The organism is Janthinobacterium sp. 67, assembly GCF_002797895.1.
GTDB lineage: Bacteria > Pseudomonadota > Gammaproteobacteria > Burkholderiales > Burkholderiaceae_D > Janthinobacterium.
In genome coordinates this window covers 3,174,075-3,196,158 of sequence record NZ_PGES01000001.1, presented here as the reverse complement: position 1 = coordinate 3,196,158, position 22,084 = coordinate 3,174,075, and the positions used below count along the sequence as shown (strand labels likewise).

Sequence of the window (22,084 nt, the reverse complement as noted above, 5' to 3'; positions counted from 1 at the left end):
CTGTTGTTTTTTTGTGCGAATCGCCAGCAGGAAAACAATATATTGATTAATATATTGTTTATCGCACGATCATCAATATGACCGCCTGTGGGAGGGCAAGATGGAGACAGCCGCAACACAACACGCCGAATACAACCTCGACGCCATGCGTGGCTCGGCCTACAAGGCCAGCTCGCTGCTCAAGGCCATGGGCAATGCCGACCGTTTGATGCTGCTGTGCCAGCTGTCGCAGGGCGAGCATTGCGTCAGCGACCTTGAGCAAAAAGTGGGCATCGGCCAGCCGACCCTGTCGCAGCAGCTGGGTGTGCTGCGCGAAGAGATGCTGGTGGCCACGCGGCGCGAAGGCAAGCAGATTTATTACCGCGTCGCCAGCGCCCCCGTGCTGGCCGTGCTGCAAGTGCTGTACGCGCAATTTTGCGCGCCGCAGCCTGCGTTCAACGACGAAGCGGACTGAGCCTGCCATGACGATAGCCTGGCAACACTTCACACCATGGGCTTCGCTGGCCGGCGGCATGCTGATCGGCCTGGCGGCTGCGCTCTTGATCCTGTTCAATGGCCGCATCGCCGGCATCAGCGGGATCCTCGGCGGCTTGCTGCGCCCGCGCAGTGGCGACCTGGGCTGGCGTATCGCCTTTCTTGCCGGCCTGGTCGGCACGCCCCTGCTGTACCCGATGTGGCAAGCCTTGCCGCCCGTGCAGATCGACGCGGGCACGCCGGCCTTGCTCGTGGCTGGCCTGCTGGTGGGTGTCGGGGTGCGCTATGGCGCCGGCTGCACCAGCGGCCACGGCGTGTGCGGCCTGTCGCGCCTGTCTCCGCGTTCGCTGGCGGCCACTTGCGCCTTCATGGCGGCCGGCTTCCTCACCGTCTATCTGTTGCGCCACCTATGAACAAACTGATTCTTTCCCTGTTAAGCGGCCTCGTCTTTGGCTTGGGTCTGATCGTCTCCGGCATGTCCAATCCGGCCAAGGTGCTCGGTTTCCTCGACCTGGCCGGCGCCTGGGATCCATCGCTGGCGCTGGTGATGGGCGGTGCCATCGGCGTGGCCCTGCCGGCCTTCTGGCTGGCGCGGCGGAGAACCGAGTCGCTGCTGGGCGAAGCCATGCAATTGCCGGCATCGCGGCGCATCGACCGGCGCTTGCTGCTGGGCAGCCTGGCCTTTGGCGCGGGCTGGGGCATCGCCGGTTTCTGTCCCGGTCCCGCTCTTGTCTCCCTGCTGGCGGGCCAGCCGAAGGCGTGGATGTTTGCCGGCGCCATGCTGGCAGGCATGGCCGTGTTTGAAGTGCTGGAGCGCCGCAAGGCGCCGGCGCATGCCTGAGACGGTACAATCTGGCGCATCGCCACTTTGGATACCCGCATACATGAAGACCGTGATTTTCCGTGCCGGCGTGCGCGCCACCTTGTTGTGCAGCATGCTGGCGCTTGCCGCCTGCGGCAGCCTGCTGAAGAAGGACGCCCCGCCCGCTCCCGTGCCCGTGGCCGATGCCTTGCCCAATCCGCAAGTGCTGCTGCTCGGTGAAGTCCCTGACAATGCGCAAGGCCAGCGCCTGCGGGTTGAGGAATTGCGCCGCCGTCTGGCGGCCGGCTGGCGTCCCGTGATCGTCATGGAGCAGTTCGACCGCGAAAACCAGGCCTTGCTGACGCGCGCCGCACGCGAATGCGCCGACCCCGACTGCATCATCCGCGTGATGGAACAGCCGCGCTGGGACTGGAGCTTGTACCGGCCCGTGCTGGACCTCGTCATCAGCTACCAGCTGACCCTGGTCGCCGGCAATCTGTCGCCGGCCGACGCCTCGCGCATCGTGCGCGACGGCATTCAATGGTCGATGCCGCCGGCCATGATGGCCACTTACCTGGCCGCGCCCGTGCCGGCCGATATCCTGGAAGGGCAAAAGAAGGAAGTGCAGGCGGCCCGCTGCAATATGCTGCCCGACATGATGCTTGGCGGCGTCGTCAACGCGCAAGTGGCGCGCGATATCTGGATGGCCAAGCTGATCCGCGACCAGGCGCCGCGCGACGTGGTGCTGATCGCCGGCAATGAGCATGTGCGCAAGGATATCGGCGTGCCCCGCTGGCTGAAGCTGGCCGACCCGCAACTGAACGTGCGCAGCATCGGCTACCTGGAGCAGGGCGGCAGCGGTTTCAAGGGCACGTTCGACCTGACGCAAACGATGCCGGCGCAGCCGCGTCCGGACCCGTGCGCCAAGTTCAAGAAATAATCACTGCTGCACCCGCACCAGGGCGCTGACCCGGCTTGCCGTCTCGAGCAGTTTCGGCAAGCTGTGTTCCAGCAGATGCGCCACGGACGGCCCCGCCGTCTGGCCGCTGACGTTGATCGCCGCCACCACCTTGCCGGCCCGGTCGAACACGGGCGCGGCCAAGGCGATCAAGCCCTGTTCCAGCTCTTCCTGCACCAGGCACCAGCCCTGGCGCCGCACTTGCGCAATCTCTTCCATCAGGACGTCGATATCGACCTTGGTCGTCGGCGTGATTTTCAGCAACGCCATCTTCGACAGCCGTTCGCGCAGCGCATCCGGCGCCAGGCCCGACAGTAAAACCCGTCCCATCGAGGTGCAGTAGGCGGGCAGGCGGCTGCCGATACCCAGGTTGATCGACATGGTGCGGTGCGCGGACAGGCGCACGACATACACGATGTCGTCGCCGTCGAGCACGGTAGCCGAGCACGACTGGCGCAAGGTCTGCATCAGTTCTTCCAGCAGCGGCTGCGCCTGCGTCCACACGGGCAAGGACGACAGGTAGGCGTAGCCGAGGTCGAGCACCTTGGGCGTCAAACGGAACAGCCGTCCATCCGCTTCCACATAACCGAGATGCAGCAACGTATGCAGGATGCGCCGCGCGCCCGCGCGCGTCAGCTGCGCCCGCTCCGCCACTTCGCTCAGGGTCTGTTGCGGCGCGTCCGCGCCAAAGCTGCGCAGCACGGCCAAACCCCGCGCGAACGATTGCACATAGCTGTCGCCGGGACGCGGCGCGCCGTCGGCATCGACGGTTTCTTCGGCGGGAACGGAGGTGCTGCTGCGTGCGGTCATGGCAATTCCAATTGGTCAAGGTGGCAATTATAGCCATGGCGCCGGCGAAAACGGCAAATTGACAAGCGCCCCGATCAGGCATATTCTCACGAATAAGTTCTAAATACGAATATTTGTTCGTTATGCGAACAAATTGTGGATGAATTTGATTGGGAGGAGACAGCAATGATCGACAAACTGCGTTCCAGCGTGCTTGATGCGCTGGCCGATATCCACGATGGCGCCACCGTCATGATTGGCGGCTTCGGCGGCGCCGGCCAGCCGGCCGAGCTGATCGACGGCTTGATCGCCCAAGGCGCGCGCGACCTCGTCATCGTCAACAACAATGCGGGCAATGGCGACACGGGCCTGGCCGCGCTGCTGAAAAACGGGCAAGTGCGCAAGATCATCTGCTCGTTCCCGCGCCAGGCCGATTCCCACGTCTTCGACGCCCTGTACCGTTCGGGCAAGCTGGAGCTGGAGCTGGTGCCGCAGGGGAACCTGGCTGAACGCATCCGCGCCGCCGGCGCCGGCATCGGCGGCTTTTTTACGCCCACGGGCTATGGCACGGAGCTGGCCAAGGGCAAGGAAACGCGCGAGATCGACGGCCGCATGTATGTGTTCGAGTCGCCGATCCACGCCGATTTCGCGCTGATCAAGGCGGAGCAGGGCGACCGCTGGGGCAACCTGACCTACCGCAAGACGGCGCGCAACTTCGGTCCCATCATGGCCATGGCCGCCAAGGTCAGCATTGCCTCCGTGCATGAAATTGCCGAGCTGGGCAGCATCGATCCCGAGCACGTCATCACGCCGGGCCTGTTCGTGCAGCGCATCGTGCAAGTGCCGCGCACGGCCACCGGCCCCGCCGGCTTCAAAGCAGCCTGAGGAGTATCAAATGAACAAATGGAATCGAGACCAGATGGCGGCACGCGTGGCGGCCGACATCCATGAAGGCAGCGTCGTCAACCTGGGCATCGGCTTGCCGACCCTGGTGGCGAACCATTTGCCGGCCGGCGCGGAGATCATCCTGCACAGCGAAAATGGCGTGATCGGCATGGGCCCCGCACCGGCGCCGGGCGAGGAAGACTACGACCTGATCAACGCGGGCAAGCAGCCCGTCACATTGCTGCCCGGCGGCAGCTATTTTCACCATGCCGACAGCTTCGCCATGATGCGCGGCGGCCACCTCGACATCTGCGTGCTGGGCGCGTTTCAAGTGTCCGCCACGGGCGACCTGGCCAACTGGCACACGGGCGCGCCGGACGCCATTCCCGCCGTGGGCGGGGCCATGGACCTGGCCATCGGCGCGAAAAAAACCTGGGTCATGATGGAACTGCTGACCAAGACCGGTGAAAGCAAGCTGGTGCAGGCTTGCACCTATCCGCTGACGGGCATCGGGTGCGTCAGCCGCATCTACAGCGACCTGGCCGTGTTCGACCTGGGGCCGAATGGCGCTGTGGTCGTCGAACTGGTCGATGGCTTGAGTTTTGAGCAGTTGCAAGCGTTGACGGCCGTGCCGCTGACGGACGGACGTTAATTCAGCATCAATACGCAAATCACTTTCTTGGAGGAAAGAACATGACCCACGCTTTTATCTGCGACGCCCAGCGCACGCCATTCGGCCGCTACGGCGGAGGACTTGCCGGCGTGCGCGCCGACGACCTGGGCGCCGTGCCCATCCGTGCCTTGATGGCGCGCAATCCGGACGTGGACTGGACTTTTGTTACCGACGTGCTGTACGGCTGCGCCAACCAGGCGGGCGAGGACAACCGCAACGTGGCGCGCATGGCCGCCTTGCTGGCGGGCTTGCCCGACAGCGTGCCGGGCGCCACCCTGAACCGCCTGTGCGGCTCGGGCCTGGACGCCATCGGCAGCGCCGCGCGCTTCATCAAGAGCGGCGAAGCGGGCTTGATGATCGCCGGCGGCGTGGAAAGCATGAGCCGCGCGCCGTTCGTCATGGGCAAGGCCGACAGCGCTTTTTCGCGCGGCATGAAAATGGAAGACACGACCATCGGCTGGCGCTTCATCAACCCGCTGATGAAAGCGCGGTACGGCGTCGACTCGATGCCGGAAACGGCGGAAAACGTGGCCGTCGACTTCGGCATCAGCCGCGCGGACCAGGATGCGTTCGCGCTGGCCAGTCAGGTCAAGGCGCTGGCGGCGCAGCAGGCGGGCCTGTTCGACAGCGAAATCTGCCCTGTCAGCATCGCGCAAAAGAAAGGCGATCCCATCGTTGTCGCCCGCGATGAGCATCCGCGCGCCACCACGCTGGAGACCTTGGCAAAATTGAAACCCGTCGTGCGCGCCGATGGCACGATTACCGCCGGTAATGCCTCGGGCGTCAACGATGGCGCGGCGGCCCTGCTGCTGGCCGACGAGGCGAACGCGGCCCGCTTTGGGCTGACGCCGCGCGCGCGTGTCGTGGCCATGGCCACGGCTGGCGTGGCGCCCCGTATCATGGGCATCGGCCCCGCGCCCGCCACCCTGAAAGTGCTGGCCATGACGGGTTTGACCCTGGCCGACTTCGACGTCATCGAATTGAACGAAGCGTTTGCCGCGCAAGGCCTGGCCGTGCTGCGCCAGCTGGGCTTGCCCGACGACGACGCGCGCGTCAACCCGAACGGCGGCGCGATCGCCCTGGGCCACCCGCTGGGCGCGTCCGGCGCGCGCCTGGCCATGACGGCCGTCAACCAGCTGCATCGCACGGGCGGCCGCTATGCGCTCTGCACCATGTGCATCGGCGTGGGCCAGGGCATCGCGCTGGTGCTGGAACGGGTCTGATTCCATGCGTCCGCAGGCGAAAAAAGTTGCCCGGCATACGTATTAACCCGTATGCCGGACGGCTTTTTGACCCTGGTCAAGGGCGTATGATGCAAAACCAGCCCGGGCAAGTTGGCTGGCGTTGGCTTTTTCACACGAACAAGAAGATTGATATGACATCCCACGATACTCCGCATGACGTTGCGCAGCTGACTTCCCGGCAGCGCATCAAGGCCATCATTGGCGCTTCCTCCGGTAACCTGGTCGAATGGTTCGACTTCTACATTTACTCGTTCTGCGCGCTGTACTTCTCGCACGCCTTTTTCCCTTCCGGTAACCCGACGACGCAGCTGCTGCAGACGGCCGGCATCTTCGCCGCCGGCTTCCTCATGCGCCCCGTGGGCGGCTGGCTGTTCGGCCGCATCGCCGACAAATACGGCCGCCGCCAGTCGATGATGATTTCCGTGCTGATGATGTGCGGCGGCTCCCTGATGATCGCCGTCATGCCGACCTACGACACCATCGGCGCCTTCGCACCGTTCCTGCTGCTCGTGGCGCGATTGTTCCAGGGCCTGTCCGTGGGCGGCGAATACGGCACCAGCGCCACCTACATGAGCGAAGTGTCGGAGTCGGGCAAGCGCGGCTTCTTCGCTTCGTTCCAGTACGTGACCCTGATCGGCGGCCAGTTGCTGGCCTTGCTGGTGCTGGTGGTCTTGCAGCAACTGTTGACCCTGGAAGAATTGCGTGCCTGGGGCTGGCGCATCCCGTTCGTGTTTGGCGCCCTGGCGGCCCTCGTCTCGCTGAACCTGCGTAAATCGCTGACGGAAACGACCACTGCCAGCGAGCGCAAGGACAAGGATGCGGGCAGCCTGCGCGGCTTGCTCAAGCACAAGCGCGCCTTCATCACCGTGCTCGGATTTACGGCCGGCGGCTCGCTCGTGTTCTACACGTTTACGACCTATATGCAGAAATACCTGGTCAACACGGCCGGCATGGATACCAAGACGGCCAGCGCCGTCATGACCTGCGCTCTGCTCGTGTACATGATTCTGCAACCGGTGTTCGGCGCCCTGTCCGACCGCATCGGCCGCCGTACCTCGATGCTGTTCTTCGGCGGCCTGGCCACCCTGTGCGTGCTGCCGATCATGCATGCCTTGAAAGACGTCACCAGCCCGTACGCGGCGTTTGGCCTGATCATCATCGCCTTGGCCATCATCAGCTTCTATACGTCGATCAGCGGCTTGATCAAGGCGGAAATGTTCCCTGTCGAAGTGCGCGCGCTGGGCGTGGGCCTGTCGTATGCGGTCGCCAACGCCATGTTCGGCGGTTCGGCCGAATACGTGGCGCTGCAGTTCAAGGCCTGGCACGTGGAAGAGTATTTCTACTGGTACGTGACCGTCATGTGCCTGATTTCCTTCATCGTCGCCATCCGCATGCCGGACCCGAGCCGCTCGGGACTGCTGAAGTAACGTTGTCGTAAAATGGGGGACACTGCGGTGTCCCTTTTTCATCACCGTCTTTTTATCGCGCCGATCAGGAGTTTCCATGTCGTATGTCATTGCCGCACCGATCCAGCCCAGCGTTCCCGTCATCGGCAGCGCCGACAGCTTTCCCGTCCACCGCATCTATTGCGTGGGCCGCAACTATGTCGACCACGCCAAGGAAATGGGCCACACGGGCCGCGAGGCGCCGTTCTTCTTCATGAAACCAAACGATGCCGTTCTGCCCGTGCCTGCCGGCACGACGGGCGAACTGCCGTATCCCGCGCAGACGCAGGATTTCCAGCACGAGATGGAACTGGTGGTGGCCATCGGCAAGGGCGGCAGCGACATCGGCGTAGCTGATGCGCTGAGTCACGTGTGGGGTTATGCGATCGGCCTGGACATGACGCGCCGCGACGTGCAGGGCGCGGCGAAAAAGCTGGGCCGTCCGTGGGATACGGGCAAGGCCTTCGAGCACTCGGCGCCCATCGGCCCCATCACCCCGGCCGCGCAGGCGGGCGACGTCAACCATGCCGCCATCACCCTGCACGTGAACGGCGAGTTGCGCCAGGCCAGCACCATCGACATGCTGATCTGGAACGTGGCCGAAACCATTGCCGATCTGTCCACTTACTTTACCTTGCAACCGGGCGACCTGATCTACACGGGCACGCCGGCCGGCGTGGCGGCCGTGCAGCGCGGCGACGAGCTGGTGGGCGCCATCGATGGCCTGGGCACTTTGCGCGTGAAAGTGGTCTAAGTTCTCAAGGAGACGGGCATGATGCACGACACGTATTGCGTAGCACAACCGACGCGCGCCGAGATCGACGCCTTGACGGGCCCGGCCCTGCTGGAGTTTGGCACGGGCTGGTGCGGCCACTGTCGCGCCACCCAGGCGCCGCTGGCCGCCGCGTTTGCGCAGCACCCCGGCGTGCCGCATATCCGCGTGGAAGACGGCCCCGGCCGCGCCTTGGGGCGTTCGTTCAAGGTGAAACTGTGGCCGACCCTGGTTTTTTTGAAAGATGGCCAGGAAGTGGCGCGCCTCGTGCGCCCGCTCGACAGTCGCGAGATCGAGCAGGCTTTTGCATTGATTGATGCGTAGGTCGTTTTAAACCCAACGGCAGATGCCGGGGTCGGACCCTGAGGGTCCGACCCCAGTCCTTGCTGTTGGGGTTTGTACTGCATCATTTCTTGCCGCACCGCACCACTGCGCGTATCATAAGCCGCTTACAGCAAGATCAACCGCATCCTGAGTGATGCAGCGCGATGATCGCCGGCCCGCTCCACCCGGAGGGGCCGCAGGCAAGGATTCACCACAAATGACCGATGCCGCGATGCCGACGCGCGGGTCTGGTACGGAATGCCTGGCGATACGCCGGGCTTGATACACGTCGCCCATCCCCTGACGCCTTTCCTGCCGTGCCCCGGGTAACCGGATGGCGCACGACCGTTGTTTCTCTAAATCAGCACTGATCGCGGCGCGTTAGCGCGCGTTGGTACACCGTTGTCTGCCGTTAACAACGGCGTGTTGCGGCGTGGAATTTGTTTGCGAATTTAATAGCAAATTCGCAGCAATTACGTCCGAGCACAGCTATGATATGTGAACCGCGCGCCTAGACAACGTGCTGTGCTGCTGCCTGAAAAAACATCCAGAGAATGGCCTTTAGACACCCTCCCCAAGGAGCGCAGTAAATGAGCACCCCCCCCAAGAAAAATTCCCCCGGCACGGTGCTGTTCGCCAGCCTGATCGGCACCACCATCGAGTTCTTCGACTTTTATATCTACGCCACCGCCGCCGTGCTGGTGTTCCCGAAACTGTTCTTCCCCGCCGGCGACCCGTCGGCCGCCGTGCTGCAGTCGCTGGCCACGTTCGCCATCGCCTTCTTCGCCCGCCCCATCGGTTCGGCCGTGTTCGGCCACTTCGGCGACCGCATCGGCCGCAAGGCGACCCTCGTGGCAGCCTTGCTGACCATGGGTATTTCCACCGTCATCATCGGCTTGCTGCCGACGTATGCCGCCATCGGCACCCTGGCGCCGCTGCTGCTGGCGCTGTGCCGTTTCGGCCAGGGCCTGGGCCTGGGCGGCGAGTGGGGCGGCGCGGTGCTGCTGGCAACCGAGAACGCGCCACCGGGCAAACGCGCCTGGTACGGCATGTTCCCGCAGCTGGGCGCGCCGATCGGCTTCTTCCTGTCGGGCGGCATCTTCCTGCTGCTGAGCGAAACCATGACCGATGAGCAGTTCTTCAGCTACGGCTGGCGCATCCCGTTCCTGGCCAGCGCGCTGCTGGTCATCGTCGGCCTGTACGTGCGTCTGAAGATCACGGAAACGCCGGACTTCCAGAAAGTCATCGACAAGAACGAAGTCGTCAAGCTGCCCGTCGCCACCGTGTTCCGCCAGCATGGCCGCATGCTGTTCCTGGGCACCATCATCGCCCTGGCCACCTTCGTGCTGTTCTACCTGATGACGGTGTTTGCGCTGAGCTGGGGCACGACCAAGCTGGGCTTCACGCGCAAGGAATTCCTCGTCGTGCAGCTGTTTGCCGTGCTGTTCTTTGCCCTGACGATTCCATTCTCGGCCGTGCTGGCTGACCGCCGTGGCCGCCGCGCCACCCTGATCTGGGTCTCCGTCGCCATCGCCATCTTCGGCCTCGTGCTCGCGCCGATGTTCGGCTCGGGCGTGACGTGGGAAGTGACCGTCTTCATGGCCGTCGGCCTGGGCCTGATGGGCATGACCTACGGACCGCTGGGCACGATGTTGTCCGAGCTGTTCCCGCCCGAAGTGCGCTATACGGGCGCTTCGCTGACGTTCAACCTGGCGGGCATCCTCGGTGCCTCGCTGGCGCCGTACATCGCCACCTGGCTGGCGACCAACTACGGCCTGCAATACGTGGGCTACTACCTGTCGCTGGCGGCCGTGCTGACCCTGGGCGCGCTGCTGATGGTGGGCAAGCCACGCACGGGCAAGGAAGCGTGGGAATAAACGCCCGCGCCAGCAGAATCCACGAAAGCCGCCAGCTGCCCAGCTGGCGGCTTTTTTTTTATGGCTCTGTCATCGACAAGGATGTCTTGCTGGTTACCGATGGCCATGCCGCCTACCGGGCTTTTGCCCGGGAAGCGGGCATCAGTCACCAGGCCGTCAACTTGCGCGCCGGCATCCGCGTGCAGGGCGCCGCCCACGTGCAGAACGTCAACGCGTATCACAGCCGATTGCGACAATGGCTGGGGCCGTTTCATGGCGTGGCGACGCGCTATCTGCCGAACTACCTGGGGTGGCGCTGGATACTCGATGCCAGGCGCATCCGCTCACCCGAAACGCTGTTGAAAGCAACATTGGGCGCATTCCCACACCTGACGGTGACATAGCCTTTTTTGTCGGTAAAACACCACGCCGCACGCCTGCCGAGATTCTTGTTGACAGTCAAAATCGGCTGGTGGTAAGGTGTGCACACGTGTGCAATGCAGTGCAAACCCCTGGAAAGCACATCCGGGACAGTGACACCGCAAGATAGCGGTGCGGTCTGAAGTACCACAACGACAACAAACTTGGAGTGAGACGATGAAGATGCGCAATGTTGCGATTGCTATAAGCCTGGCCCTGCCGATGACGGCCATGGCCGCCGAGGAACGCCTGTCCGTGCTGTGTTCGGCCGACATGGAATGGTGTCAGCTGATGAAGAACCGCTTCGAGGCGGAAAGCAAGATCAAGGTATCGATGATCAGGAAGAGCGCGGGTGAAGCCTACGCGAAGATCCGCGCCGAAGCGTCGAACCCGAAATCGGACATCTGGTGGGGCGGCACGGGCGATCCGCACCTGCAAGCGGCCGCCGAAGGCTATACGGAAGAATACAAGTCGCCCACCCTGCCCAAGCTGCAGCCGTGGGCGCTCAAGCAGGCCGAGACGGCCAAGTACCGCACCGTCGGCATCTACATCGGCATCCTGGGCCTGGCCTACAACGAAAACGTGCTGAAGAAGAAAAACCTGCCGCCGCCCCAATGCTGGAAAGACCTCGTCAAGCCCGCCTACAAGGGCGAGATCGAGATGGCCAACCCGAACTCCTCGGGCGCCGCCTACAACGCGCTGGCCACCGTGGTGCAGCTGATGGGGGAAGAGGAAGCGTTCGATTTCCTTGCCAAGATGGGCCAGAACGTCAGCAAGTATCCGAACGCGGGCGTGGCGCCCGGCGAGGACGTGGGCCGCGGCGAAGCGGGCGTGGCCATCGGCTTCATGCATGACCTGATGAAACTCACCGTGGCCGGCTTTCCCGTGAAAGTCTTGCCGCCCTGCGAAGGCACGGGTTACGAGATCGGCTCGATGAGCATCGTCAAGGGCGCGAAAAACATGGAGCAGGCGAAAAAATTCTATGAATTCGCGCTGCGTCCCGACGTGCAGAGCGAAGCCGTCAAAGCGCTGGCCTTCCAGATTCCGTCGAACACGGCCGCCACGATTCCCGCCGCCTCGCCGCGCCTGGAAAACATCAAGACCATCAACTACGACTTCGCCAAGTATGGCGCCTCGGACACGCGCAAGCGCCTGCTGCAACGGTGGACCACGCAGATCTACTCGGCCGGCAATTAACGCGTAAAGACTGTCATCGTACCGAGCCTGCCGCATGCCGCAACGGCCATGCCGGCGGGCCTACTTAGCTGGATAGAGACCTCATGAAAAAGATATTTTACGGCTGGCTGCTGCTTGCCCTGGCAGCGTTGTGCCTGTTGCCCTGGCAGCAGCAGGAAGCGGGACTGTTCGCCGGCGAATGGCTGCGCGACGGCCAGTTCTTCAGTGAACGTGGCGCGCCGGCCGTGCTGCACGTGCTGTCGTTCGGCGCCTGGCCGCTGGGCGTGTTCTTCGCCCTGATCGCCGCCAGCGCCGCGCTGGTGGCCGGCAATCCCCACCGCAAGACCCTGGGTCTGGGCCAGATCGCCATCGGCGGCGCCGGCCTGCTGTGGCTGGCGTGGCTGGGCTGGGGACCGCTGGCCGCTGGCACGGGCCTGGGCTTCGGCGCGCTGCTGCTGGCGCTGTGCCTGCTGTTCCTCCTCACCTCGGGCGCCGCCGCGTGCGGCGTCTGCCGTGGCGACGCCTTCGTGGCCGGCGCGATCGGCCTCATCATTTGCCTCATTTCCCTGTTCGTGCTGTTCCCCGTCGCGCTGATCCTCGTCAGCGCCGGCCAGCCCATGGATGATGGCGGCACGGGCGCCGCCGCCCTGGCGCGCCGCCTGGCCGACCCTGGCATCTGGAGCCTCAATTGCGTGTCCGGTCCCGGCCGCTGCGGCGTGGCCTGGAATACCCTGGCGCTGGCCTTGCTGACGGGCGTGTCGGCCACCTTCCTCGGCCTCGTCTTCGCCCTGCTGGTGACGCGCACCAATGGCCGCTGGGTACGTCCCATGCGCGCCATCACCATCTTGCCGATCGTCACGCCGCCCTTCGTGCTGGGCCTGGCCCTGATCCTGCTGTTCGGCCGCAACGGCGCCATCACGGGCCTGGTCGGTGAGCTGTTTGGCATCGAGCAAAGCCGCTGGCTGTACGGCATGACGGGCGTGTGGCTATCGCAGATGCTGGCCTTCGCGCCGATCGCCTTCATGACATTGATCGGCGTCGTCGAAGGCGTCAGCCCCTCGCTGGAAGAAGCGTCGGGCACCCTGGGCGCCAGCAGCTGGCAAACCTTCGTCAAGGTGTCGCTGCCGCTGATGCGTCCCGGCATCGCCAATGCCTTCCTGCTGTGCTTTATCGAAAGCATGGCCGACTTCGGCAACCCGATGGTCTTGGGCGGCAACTTCCACGTGCTGTCGACGGAAATCTTCTTTTCCGTGGTGGGCGCCTCGAACGACCAGGGCCGCGCGGCGACCTTGGCCATCGTGCTGCTGACCTTTGCCGTGGGCGCCTTCTTCATCCAGAACCTGTGGCTGGGCAAGAAATCGTATGTGACGGTGACGGGCAAGGCCGACCATGGCGGCCACGCCTCGCTCAACCCGCGCCTGAAAACCACCTTGTGGACCATCGCCCTGCCATGGTTCGCCTTCACGGCCCTGATCTACGGCACGGTGGTGGCGGGCGGCTTCGTGAATAACTGGGGCCAGGACAACGCCTTTACCTTGCGCCATTACATCGACGCCTTCGGCATCACGGCGGGCGCTTCCGGCTGGCATTGGACGGGCCAGGCCTGGCCGTCGCTGTTTACGACCCTGACGATTTCGGCCATCGCCGCACCGTTGACGGCCTTCGTCGGCATCCTGTCGGCCTGGCTGCTGGTGCGCCAGCAATTCGCCCTGAAAAGCGCGTTCGAGTTCGGCACCATGCTCAGCTTTGCCATTCCCGGCACCGTCATCGGCATCAGCTATATTCTCGCGTTCAACTCGGCGCCGATCGAGTTGACGGGCACGGCCACGATTTTGATCCTCTGCTTTGTCTTCCGCAACATGCCGATGGGATTGCGCACGGGCATCGCCGCCATGCGCCAGCTCGACGGCAGCCTGGACGAGGCGTCGATCACCCTGGGCGCCAGCAGCTGGACCACCATGCGCAAGGTCATCCTGCCGCTGCTGCGCCCGGCCATCGCCTCGGCCCTCGTGTATGGCTTCGTGCGCTCGATCACGTCGATCTCGGCCGTCGTCTTCCTTGTCAGCGCCGATTACGACATGGCCACGTCCTACATCATCGGCCTGGTGTCGAACGGTAACTACGGCACGGCGATTGCCTACGCCACGGTGCTGATCGTCATCATCCTGCTGTGCATCCAATTGATTCATTTGCTGGTCGGCAAGCGCCGCCTTCGCCGCGTCAGCGCCGAAAAAACGCTGCCGGCCGCCGTTCCCAACCTGGAAAAGAGCTACGCATGAACCACTTTACTACCCAAGAAACGGCCGTCGCCGCGCTGGAATTCGATCAGGTCACCAAGCGCTACGGCAAGGCCCTGGCCGTCAACGACGTGTCGTTCACGATCGCGCCGCGCACCATGGTCACCCTGCTGGGTCCCAGCGGCTGCGGCAAGACCTCGACCTTGCGGCTGATCGCGGGCCTGGAGCGCGTCAGCGCCGGGCGCATCCTGCTGGCCGGCGAAGACGTCACCTTGACCTCCGCCGCCGAGCGCGACGTCAGCATGGTGTTCCAGTCCTACGCGCTGTTCCCGCACATGACGGTGCTCGACAACGTGTGCTACGGCCTCACCGTCTCGGGCGAGACCAAGCCGCGTGCCGTGGAACGGGCGCAGGAAAGCCTGCGCCTGGTGGGCCTGGCCGACTTTGCCGCGCGCTTCCCGAACGAGCTGTCGGGCGGCCAGCAGCAACGGGTGGCCGTGGCCCGTTCGCTGGTGCTGCAGCCCAAGGTGCTGCTGCTGGACGAACCGCTGTCGAACCTCGACACGAAACTGCGCCGCCGCGTGCGCGACGAGATCCGCGACATCCAGGTCAAGCTGGGTCTCACAGCCGTGTACGTCACGCATGACCAGGAAGAGGCGCTGGCCATTTCCGACCAGATCATTGTCATGAACCGGCAAGTGATCGCGCAAAAAGGCACGCCGCACGAGCTGTTCGAGTCGCCGGCCGACAAGTTCGTCGCCGACTTCATCTGCAACGCGAACATCGTCGATGGCGTGATCGAATCGGTGGCCGACGGCAAGGCCGTCTGCGTCATGGGCAAGCTGCGGCTGCGCCTGCCATGCCGCAGCCAGCGCAGCGGCGAAGCGAGTTTCGCCGTGCGTCCGGAAGCAATCCTGCTGTCGCCCGCGCAGCCCGACAGCGCCATGGTGGTGCGCGTGGCGCGCGCCACCTACCTGGGACGCGAAATGCAATACACGCTCGATACGCCGGTCGGTGAACTGTTTGCCGTCTCGCACGACTTGAGCCAGGTTTTCACGCAAGGCACATCGGTCGCCATGACCGTACACGAACATGGCGCAGCCATCATTGGAGGACAAGCATGACAGATATGACACAGGCAGCGGTACTGGCCGACGCGGCGACCCTGGAACGCTATGCCTACGCCCGGCACATCATCCGCCAGGCGGGCGAGATTGCGCTGGGCATGTTCCAGCGCCGCACGGAACTGGTGATCGAGGAAAAGGGCTTGCAGGACATGGTCAGCATCGCCGACCGCATGGTGGAGGATTTCCTGCGCGCGCAGATTGCCGAGCGTTTCCCGGCCGACGCCGTGGTGGGCGAGGAGCGGGGCGGCGGGGCTTCCGATGCGCGCTGCGTGTGGGTCATCGACCCCATCGACGGCACGGCCTGTTTCGTCAACGGCATGCTGGCCTGGTGCGTGTCGATTGGCGTGCTGGTCGACGGCAAGCCCGCCATCGGCGCCGTGTACGACCCGAATGCGGACGAGCTGTTCCACGCCTGCCAGGGGCAGGGCGCGCATGTGGCGGGGAAGGCCGGCGAAACGCGGCTGCGCGTCAACGACGTGGCCAGCTTGCAGGGCGGCGTGCTGGGCGTGGGCTTTTCGCACCGCGTGGGTACCGGCACTTTCCTGCCCTTCCTGCTCGACGTGCTGGAAGAGGGCGGCATGTTCATCCGCAACGGTTCCGGCGCCTTGATGATCGCCTATGTGGCGGCCGGGCGTTTGATCGGCTATTTCGAGCCGCACATTAATTCCTGGGATTGCCTGGCCGGCATCGTGCTCGTCAATGAAGCGGGCGGGCGCTGCAATGATTTCCTGGCCGATAACGGCCTGGAAAAGGGCAACCCCATCCTCGTGGGCGGTCCCCGTTTGTATCCGCAACTGGCGGCGCTGGCCTTGCCGCGCTGCGCATGAACACATTTTATTGAAAGGGAGGGCAGGCGTCCGGCGAGGGACGCATGTAGTGGCAACACACTGTTGAGCATCATGAGTAATCCACCACCATAAAAACAAGCAGGAGACGGGATGAAAAACGAGATGAAAAACCAGATGAACACCATGCGGTTGAACAAGATCGCCGCCGTATTGTTGCTGGCCGCGCCAGGCTGCGTGCTGGCCGAATCGAGCGTCGTTGTGTACGGCCGTATCCATGCGGGCTTCGACCGTATCGAAACGTCGAGCTCGGCCACGGCGCCGAATGGCGAATCGGTATCGCGCGTATCGGACAATTCCTCGAAGATCGGTTTCCGGGGACGGGAAGACTTGGGCAATGGCAACACGGCCTTCTTCCAGATCGAGGGCAACGCCAAGCTCGACGATGGCACGGGTGCCATCAATAGCAAGGATACCTTTGTCGGGCTGGAAAACCCCGCCTATGGCCGTATCGCGCTGGGCCGCTTCGCCACGCCGATCCGCCAGATCAACGGCTACACGAATCGCTTCGTGGGCGAAGGCATCCAGGATGACGCCAACATTTCGCAGCTGGGCGGCGAAGGCTTCAACCGCCGCAGCTCGAACGCCGTCAGTTACCGCACGCCCGTGCTGCAAGGCTTCAGCGCCACGATTTACCGTGCCAGCGAAAACGAGGCATCGAACGGCGACCGCATCTATTCGGGCATCGTGCAATACGTGAACGGTCCCATCAAGGGCGCCGTCGGCTATGAAAAGCACAAGGATTTGCGCCCCGGCTTCAGCGAAAAAATGTTCCGCGCCGTGGGCAATTACAACTTCGGCGGCGGCGACGTGGGCGTGGCCTGGAACCGCATGGTGTATGACGTGGCCGGCGGCGACTTGCAGCGCGACTATTTCACCATCACGGGCGCCTACAAGGCGGGCGGCGGTTCCTTCATCGGCCGTTTCGGCGTGGCAGGCGATGTGTCGGGCAGCGCGCCCAACGGCAGCAGCGTGACCGTCAAGGCGACCACCCTCGTGCGCGGCGACGACAGCGGCGCCAAGCAGGCGACCCTGGGCTACGAGTATTACCTGTCCAAGCGCAGCACCGTCTACGCCTACTACACGCAGACGAATAACGACAAGAACGCCAACTACACGTTTGGCGGCAATGCCTTCGCCGCCACCAAGAAGGGTGCCAAGCTCAGCGGTGTAATGCTGGGCGTCATCCACCTGTTTTAACTTTTTTGCCCGGATTTGCACACGTGTGCATTTTCGGGCAGCGTATTCCCGACTATCAAGGAGATGGAAATGATTCAAGTGGCATTGTTCGGCGCCGGGCGCATCGGCCGCATTCACGCCGGCAATCTGGTGTGCCAGCCTGGCGTGCGCCTGAAATACGTGGTCGACCTGCATGCGGGCGCGGCGGCGGAAGTGGCGGCCCTGCATGGCGCCAGCGTCGCCAGCGTGGAGGCCGTGCTGGCCGACCCTGAAGTCAAGGCCGTGCTGATCGCCTCGAGCACGGATACGCATGCGGACCTGATCGTGCGCGCAGCGGCCGCCGGCAAGGCCATCTTTTGCGAAAAACCCGTCGACCTGACCCTCGAGCGCGCACGCGCCGCCGCCGCTGCCGTCAACGACACTGGCGTGCTGTGCATGATCGGCTTCCAGCGCCGCTACGATCCCACGTTTGCCGCCGTCAAGCAGCGCATCGCAGCGGGCGAGATCGGCACGCCGGAATTGCTCATCATCACCAGCCGCGACCCGGGCCCGCCGCCCGTCAGCTATATCCAGGTGTCGGGCGGCATCTTCAAGGATATGCTGATCCACGATTTCGACATCTTCCGCTGGATACTCGACGATGAAGCCGTCACGGTGCATGCGACGGGCAGCTGCCTCGTCGACCCCGCCATCGGCGCGGCGGGCGACCTCGATTGCACGGCCGTCACCATCCGCACGGCAAAAGGCCGCTTGTGTCAGATCAACACGACGCGCCGCGCCGCCTATGGCTACGACCAGCGTTTCGAAGTGCTGGGCAGCGCCGGCATGCTGCAGGCGGGCAACCACAAACCGACGGAAGTGACGGCCTATGGTTCGGTGAACGTCAGCGTGGACAAGCCGGAAGATTTTTTCCTGGAACGCTACCGCGCCGCCTACGCCAGCGAAATGGCGCATTTTTTCGATGCCTTTGCCCACGGCGCACCGTTGCGCACCACCGTCCACGATGGCTTGAAAGCGCTGGAACTGGCCGAAGCGGCCACCGTGTCGTGGCGCGAACAGCGCATCGTGCAACTGTCATAAGGAAAGCATGTGATGAAGAATACGACTGAATTTGCCCAGGGCCGCGCGCTCGACGTGATCTGCCTGGGCCGCCTGGCCGTGGACCTGTACGCGCAGCAGATCGGCAGCCCCCTGGAAGACGCCACCAGTTTCGCCAAATACCTGGGCGGCTCGTCGGCGAACATCGCCTTCGGCACGGCCCGCTTGGGCTTGAAGTCCGCCATGCTGTCGAAAGTGGGCGACGACCACATGGGCCGTTTCCTCACCGACACTTTGGCCAAGGAGGGGTGCGACGTCAGCCACGTGGGCATCGACCGCGACCGCCTCACGGCTTTGGTCATGCTGGGCATCAAGGACAAGAACACCTTCCCGCTGATTTTCTATCGCGAAAATTGCGCCGACATGGCCATCGACGCATCGTCGGTGGATGCGGCCTTCATTGCGTCGAGCAAAGCGCTGTTGATCACCGGCACGCATTTCTCCACGGCTGCCATGCACGCCGTCAGCACGCAGGCACTCACATTGGCCCGCGCCAACAAGGTGCGCACCGTGCTCGACATCGATTACCGGCCCGTGCTGTGGGGCTTGTCGGGCAAGGCCGATGGCGAAACGCGTTTCGTTTCGAACGAAGGCGTGACCGCACACTTGCAAGACATCCTGCCTCATTTTGATTTGATCGTCGGCACGGAAGAGGAATTCATGATCGCCGGCGGCGGGGCCGACATCATGGCCAGCTTGCGCGCCGTGCGCGCGGTGAGCAGCGCCATCCTGGTCGTCAAGCGCGGGCCGCTCGGTTGCGCCGTCATCGAGTCGGTCATCCCTGCCGGTCTCGATGACGCGTTCAATTATCAGGGCGTGCGTGTGGAAGTGCTGAACGTGCTGGGCGCGGGCGACGCGTTTCTGTCGGGCTTTTTGAAAGGCTGGCTGCGCGGCGAGGATTACGAGGCATGCTGCCGCTATGCGAATGGCTGCGGCGCCCTCGTCGTGTCGCGCCACGGCTGCGCGCCGGCCATGCCGTCGCCCGTCGAGCTCGACTATTTCCTCGCCAATGCCGCCAAGCTGACGCAGCCGGACCAGGATGCCACCTTGTCGCGCCTGCACCGCGCGACGGTCGCGCGCAAAGAGTGGAGCGAGCTGTGCGTATTTGCCTTTGACCACCGCACGCAATTTTTCGAGCTGGCCCAGCAGGGTGTCAGCGATGAAGCGCGGATTTCACGGCTCAAGCAACTGTTCGTGCAAGCCGTGGGCGAGACGGAAGCGGCGCGTGGCTTGCAGGGCGGCACAGGCGTACTCATCGATGACCGCTATGGCGCCGACGCGCTCAACGACGCGACGGGGCGCGGCTGGTGGATAGGCCGTCCCGTCGAGATGCCGGGCTCGAACCCGCTGCAATTCGACTGGGGCCGCTCGCTCGCTTCGCGGTTGACGCAGTGGCCCAGGGAACACGTGATCAAGTGCCTGGTGCAGCTGCATCCGGACGATACGCCGGAAAACCGATTGGAGCAGGAAGCGCAGATCAAGGGCTTGTACGACGCGGCGCAAATCACGGGCCATGAGTTGCTGCTGGAAATTATCCCTGCCAAGTCCTTGCCGCAGCATGACGATACCGTTTATCGCGCCGTCAAGCGCCTGTACAACCTGGGCATTTACCCGGAATGGTGGAAGTTGGAAAGCATGTCAGCCCAGCAATGGCAAGCCATCGATGCCCTCGTGCACGAGCGCGATCCGTATTGCCGTGGCGTCGTGTTGCTGGGCTTGAACGCGCCGATCGCCGCCCTGGCCGCCAGTTTCGAGCAAGCCAGTGCCAGCACCACGTGCAAGGGTTTCATGGTGGGCCGCACCATCTTCCAGGAACCAAGCCGCCGCTGGCTGGCCGGCGAACTCGACGATGCCGGCCTGATCGCCGCCGTGCGCGCCAACTTCGAACAGCTCATTGCCCTGTGGCAGCGTACACGCAACCGCCTGGAGCGTGCGGCATGAGCGCCATCCCACACAAAACCGTACGCTTGACCATGGCGCAGGCGCTGGTACGCTACCTGGCCGCGCTGCGTACGGACGATGGTCAGTCGCTGTTCGGCGGCGCCTTTGCCATCTTTGGCCACGGGAACGTGGCGGGCCTGGGCGAGGCGCTGTACCAGTACCGCGAACAATTCCCCACCTACCGCGCCCACAACGAACAGGCGATGGCGCACGCCGCCATCGCCTATGCCAAAGCCCACATGCGCCGGCGCATGATGGCGGTGACCAGTTCCATCGGCCCGGGCGCGACCAACTTGCTGACGGCAGCCGCCCTGGCGCACGTGAACCGTTTGCCTGTGCTCTTGCTGCCCGGCGACGTGTTCGTCTCGCGCGCGCCCGACCCGGTGCTGCAGCAGCTGGAAGATGCCACGGATGGCAGCGTTTCCGTCAACGATGCGTTCAAGCCGCTGTCGCGTTATTTCGACCGCATCGTCTATCCGGAGCAGTTACTGACCGCCTTGCCGCGTGCCATTGCCGCCTTGACGGACCCGGCCGCTTGCGGCCCCGTGACTTTGTCTTTACCGCAAGACGTGCAGACGATGGCGTATGACTATCCGGCCGATTTCTTTGAACCGCGCACCGTGCGTTTTCGTGCCGTGCCGCCTGTCGAGCAGGAACTGGACGAAGCGGCGGCGTTGTTGAAACACGCGAAACAGCCGCTGATCGTCGCCGGTGGCGGCGTGCTGTACGGCCAGGCCAGCGCCGCCCTGCAGGCGTTTGCCGAACGCCATGGCATTCCCGTGGCCGAAACCCAGGCCGGCAAAAGTTCTCTGCCATGGGACCATCCGCTGCAGCTGGGCGCCATCGGCGTGACGGGCTCGCCCGCCGCGAACGCGCTGGCGGCGCAGGCGGATGTGGTGCTGGCCATCGGCACGCGCCTGCAGGATTTCACGACCGGGTCGAATTCCCTGTTTGCGCAGGCGCAACTCGTCAGCCTGAACGTCAACGGTGTTGACGCCCTGAAACGCCGCGGCCTCGGTGTGCAGGCGGACGCGACACTGGGCTTGCAAGGCCTGTCGCGGCTGCTGGGCAGCTGGAACAGCGCGGGCCAGTGGCTGGACCGGGCGCAGCAGGCAGGGAACGCGTGGCGCGACACCGTGGCGTCCATCACGGGAAAACGCGAGGTGGCCGGCTTGCCGTACGACGGCGAAGTCATCGGCGCCGTGCAGCGCTCTTCCGTGGATTCCACCGGCAACGATATCGTCGTCTGCGCGGCGGGCACCTTGCCGGCCGAACTGCATAAACTCTGGCGTACCAGCACGCCGGGCGGCTATCACATGGAATACGGCTACTCGTGCATGGGTTACGAGATCGCCGGCGGCCTCGGCGTCAAGATGGCCAAACCCGATGCCGAGGTGATCGTCATGGTGGGCGACGGCAGCTATCTGATGATGAATTCGGAAATCGCCACCTCCGTCATGCTCGACAAAAAACTCATCATCGTCGTGCTCGACAACCGGGGCTATGGCTGCATCAACCGCCTGCAGCAGGCCTGCGGCAATCCTTCCTTCAACAATATGTTGCCCGACAGCGCCCCGCACATCGACTTCGCCCTGCATGCGCAATCGTTGGGCGCGCTGTCCGAACACGTGGCCAATATCGCCGAGCTGGAACAGGCCATGCTGCGCGCCCGCGCCGCGCCGCGCACGTATCTGATCTGCATCGATACGGACGACACGCGCACGACGGAGGAGGGCGGTTGCTGGTGGGAAGTGGCCGTACCGGAAGTGTCCACCCAGCCAGCCGTGCAGCTTGCGCGCACCCGTTATGAACTTGACCGCCTGAAACAAAGGAATTGAG

General features: G+C 64.1%; 20 protein-coding genes and 1 pseudogene. 20 read left to right on the top strand and 1 reads right to left on the bottom strand.

Features of this window, described 5'->3' with window-relative positions; genetic code table 11:
• Nucleotides 1–100 precede the first annotated feature (100 nt).
• From CLU90_RS14340 to CLU90_RS14325, 4 genes are read left to right on the top strand one after another with little or no spacing between them, the layout of a single operon-like run.
• Nucleotides 101–454 carry an ArsR/SmtB family transcription factor gene (locus tag CLU90_RS14340; RefSeq protein ID WP_092711414.1) on the top strand — a complete coding sequence of 118 codons (354 nt, stop codon included), beginning with the start codon at nucleotides 101–103 and terminating at the stop codon, nucleotides 452–454.
• Between the two features lie 7 nt (nucleotides 455–461).
• Nucleotides 462–887: a YeeE/YedE family protein gene (locus CLU90_RS14335; RefSeq protein ID WP_100428243.1), complete on the top strand. Its 426-nt coding sequence runs from the start codon at nucleotides 462–464 to the stop codon at nucleotides 885–887.
• Nucleotides 884–1,315, top strand: a complete 432-nt coding sequence (locus CLU90_RS14330; RefSeq protein ID WP_092711410.1) for a YeeE/YedE family protein — start codon at nucleotides 884–886, stop codon at nucleotides 1,313–1,315. Before CLU90_RS14335 ends, CLU90_RS14330 begins: the two co-directional genes overlap by 4 nt.
• A gap of 43 nt (nucleotides 1,316–1,358) precedes the next feature.
• On the top strand, nucleotides 1,359–2,216 hold the full coding sequence (locus CLU90_RS14325) for a ChaN family lipoprotein (RefSeq protein ID WP_100428242.1): 858 nt from the start codon (nucleotides 1,359–1,361) through the stop codon (nucleotides 2,214–2,216).
• Here CLU90_RS14325 and CLU90_RS14320 read toward each other — a convergent pair whose 3' ends face one another.
• Complete coding sequence (locus tag CLU90_RS14320) at nucleotides 2,217–3,044, bottom strand: IclR family transcriptional regulator domain-containing protein (protein WP_100428241.1); 828 nt, start codon at nucleotides 3,042–3,044, stop codon at nucleotides 2,217–2,219.
• 165 nt (nucleotides 3,045–3,209) lie between these two features.
• Between CLU90_RS14320 and CLU90_RS14315 the strand changes: the two genes are divergently transcribed.
• The 16 genes and pseudogenes from CLU90_RS14315 to iolD all read left to right on the top strand — a co-directional run bounded on the left by CLU90_RS14315 (nucleotide 3,210) and on the right by iolD (nucleotide 22,083).
• Entirely contained in the window at nucleotides 3,210–3,908 is a 699-nt protein-coding gene (locus CLU90_RS14315) for a 3-oxoacid CoA-transferase subunit A (RefSeq protein WP_092711404.1), read from the top strand.
• 10 nt (nucleotides 3,909–3,918) lie between these two features.
• Nucleotides 3,919–4,560, top strand: a complete 642-nt coding sequence (locus CLU90_RS14310; protein WP_100428240.1) for a 3-oxoacid CoA-transferase subunit B — start codon at nucleotides 3,919–3,921, stop codon at nucleotides 4,558–4,560.
• 41 nt (nucleotides 4,561–4,601) lie between these two features.
• The gene (gene pcaF, locus CLU90_RS14305) at nucleotides 4,602–5,804 is read left to right on the top strand and encodes a 3-oxoadipyl-CoA thiolase (protein ID WP_100428239.1); all 1,203 of its coding nucleotides are present in this window, start codon (nucleotides 4,602–4,604) and stop codon (nucleotides 5,802–5,804) included.
• A 152-nt stretch (nucleotides 5,805–5,956) separates the two neighbouring features.
• Nucleotides 5,957–7,252, top strand: a complete 1,296-nt coding sequence (locus CLU90_RS14300) for an MFS family transporter (RefSeq protein ID WP_100429460.1) — start codon at nucleotides 5,957–5,959, stop codon at nucleotides 7,250–7,252.
• A 76-nt stretch (nucleotides 7,253–7,328) separates the two neighbouring features.
• On the top strand, nucleotides 7,329–8,024 hold the full coding sequence (locus CLU90_RS14295; RefSeq protein ID WP_092711396.1) for a fumarylacetoacetate hydrolase family protein: 696 nt from the start codon (nucleotides 7,329–7,331) through the stop codon (nucleotides 8,022–8,024).
• 21 nt (nucleotides 8,025–8,045) lie between these two features.
• On the top strand, nucleotides 8,046–8,366 hold the full coding sequence (locus tag CLU90_RS14290; protein ID WP_442906746.1) for a thioredoxin family protein: 321 nt from the start codon (nucleotides 8,046–8,048) through the stop codon (nucleotides 8,364–8,366).
• 590 nt (nucleotides 8,367–8,956) lie between these two features.
• Nucleotides 8,957–10,243 carry an MFS transporter gene (locus tag CLU90_RS14285; protein WP_092711392.1) on the top strand — a complete coding sequence of 429 codons (1,287 nt, stop codon included), beginning with the start codon at nucleotides 8,957–8,959 and terminating at the stop codon, nucleotides 10,241–10,243.
• Between the two features lie 68 nt (nucleotides 10,244–10,311).
• Nucleotides 10,312–10,626: pseudogene (locus CLU90_RS14280) on the top strand (IS1595 family transposase); the annotation flags it as partial.
• A gap of 193 nt (nucleotides 10,627–10,819) precedes the next feature.
• Nucleotides 10,820–11,839, top strand: a complete 1,020-nt coding sequence (locus tag CLU90_RS14275; RefSeq protein ID WP_100428238.1) for an ABC transporter substrate-binding protein — start codon at nucleotides 10,820–10,822, stop codon at nucleotides 11,837–11,839.
• 83 nt (nucleotides 11,840–11,922) lie between these two features.
• Complete coding sequence (locus tag CLU90_RS14270; protein ID WP_100428237.1) at nucleotides 11,923–14,097, top strand: ABC transporter permease; 2,175 nt, start codon at nucleotides 11,923–11,925, stop codon at nucleotides 14,095–14,097.
• Nucleotides 14,094–15,179 (top strand): ABC transporter ATP-binding protein, encoded by a 1,086-nt coding sequence (locus tag CLU90_RS14265; RefSeq protein WP_100428236.1) that lies wholly within the window; start codon nucleotides 14,094–14,096, stop codon nucleotides 15,177–15,179. The genes CLU90_RS14270 and CLU90_RS14265 overlap by 4 nt, the downstream gene beginning before the upstream one ends.
• Entirely contained in the window at nucleotides 15,176–16,009 is an 834-nt protein-coding gene (locus CLU90_RS14260; RefSeq protein ID WP_100428235.1) for an inositol monophosphatase family protein, read from the top strand. The genes CLU90_RS14265 and CLU90_RS14260 overlap by 4 nt, the downstream gene beginning before the upstream one ends.
• Nucleotides 16,010–16,120: 111 nt before the next feature.
• The gene (locus CLU90_RS14255) at nucleotides 16,121–17,227 is read left to right on the top strand and encodes a porin (RefSeq protein WP_100428234.1); all 1,107 of its coding nucleotides are present in this window, start codon (nucleotides 16,121–16,123) and stop codon (nucleotides 17,225–17,227) included.
• Between the two features lie 69 nt (nucleotides 17,228–17,296).
• A complete protein-coding gene (gene iolG / locus CLU90_RS14250) occupies nucleotides 17,297–18,286 on the top strand; it encodes an inositol 2-dehydrogenase (RefSeq protein WP_100428233.1) in 990 nt (329 codons plus the stop codon).
• Between the two features lie 12 nt (nucleotides 18,287–18,298).
• Nucleotides 18,299–20,245: a bifunctional 5-dehydro-2-deoxygluconokinase/5-dehydro-2-deoxyphosphogluconate aldolase gene (locus CLU90_RS14245; protein WP_100428232.1), complete on the top strand. Its 1,947-nt coding sequence runs from the start codon at nucleotides 18,299–18,301 to the stop codon at nucleotides 20,243–20,245.
• Complete coding sequence (gene iolD, locus CLU90_RS14240) at nucleotides 20,242–22,083, top strand: 3D-(3,5/4)-trihydroxycyclohexane-1,2-dione acylhydrolase (decyclizing) (protein ID WP_100428231.1); 1,842 nt, start codon at nucleotides 20,242–20,244, stop codon at nucleotides 22,081–22,083. Before CLU90_RS14245 ends, iolD begins: the two co-directional genes overlap by 4 nt.
• The last annotated feature ends 1 nt before the right edge of the window (nucleotide 22,084 follow it).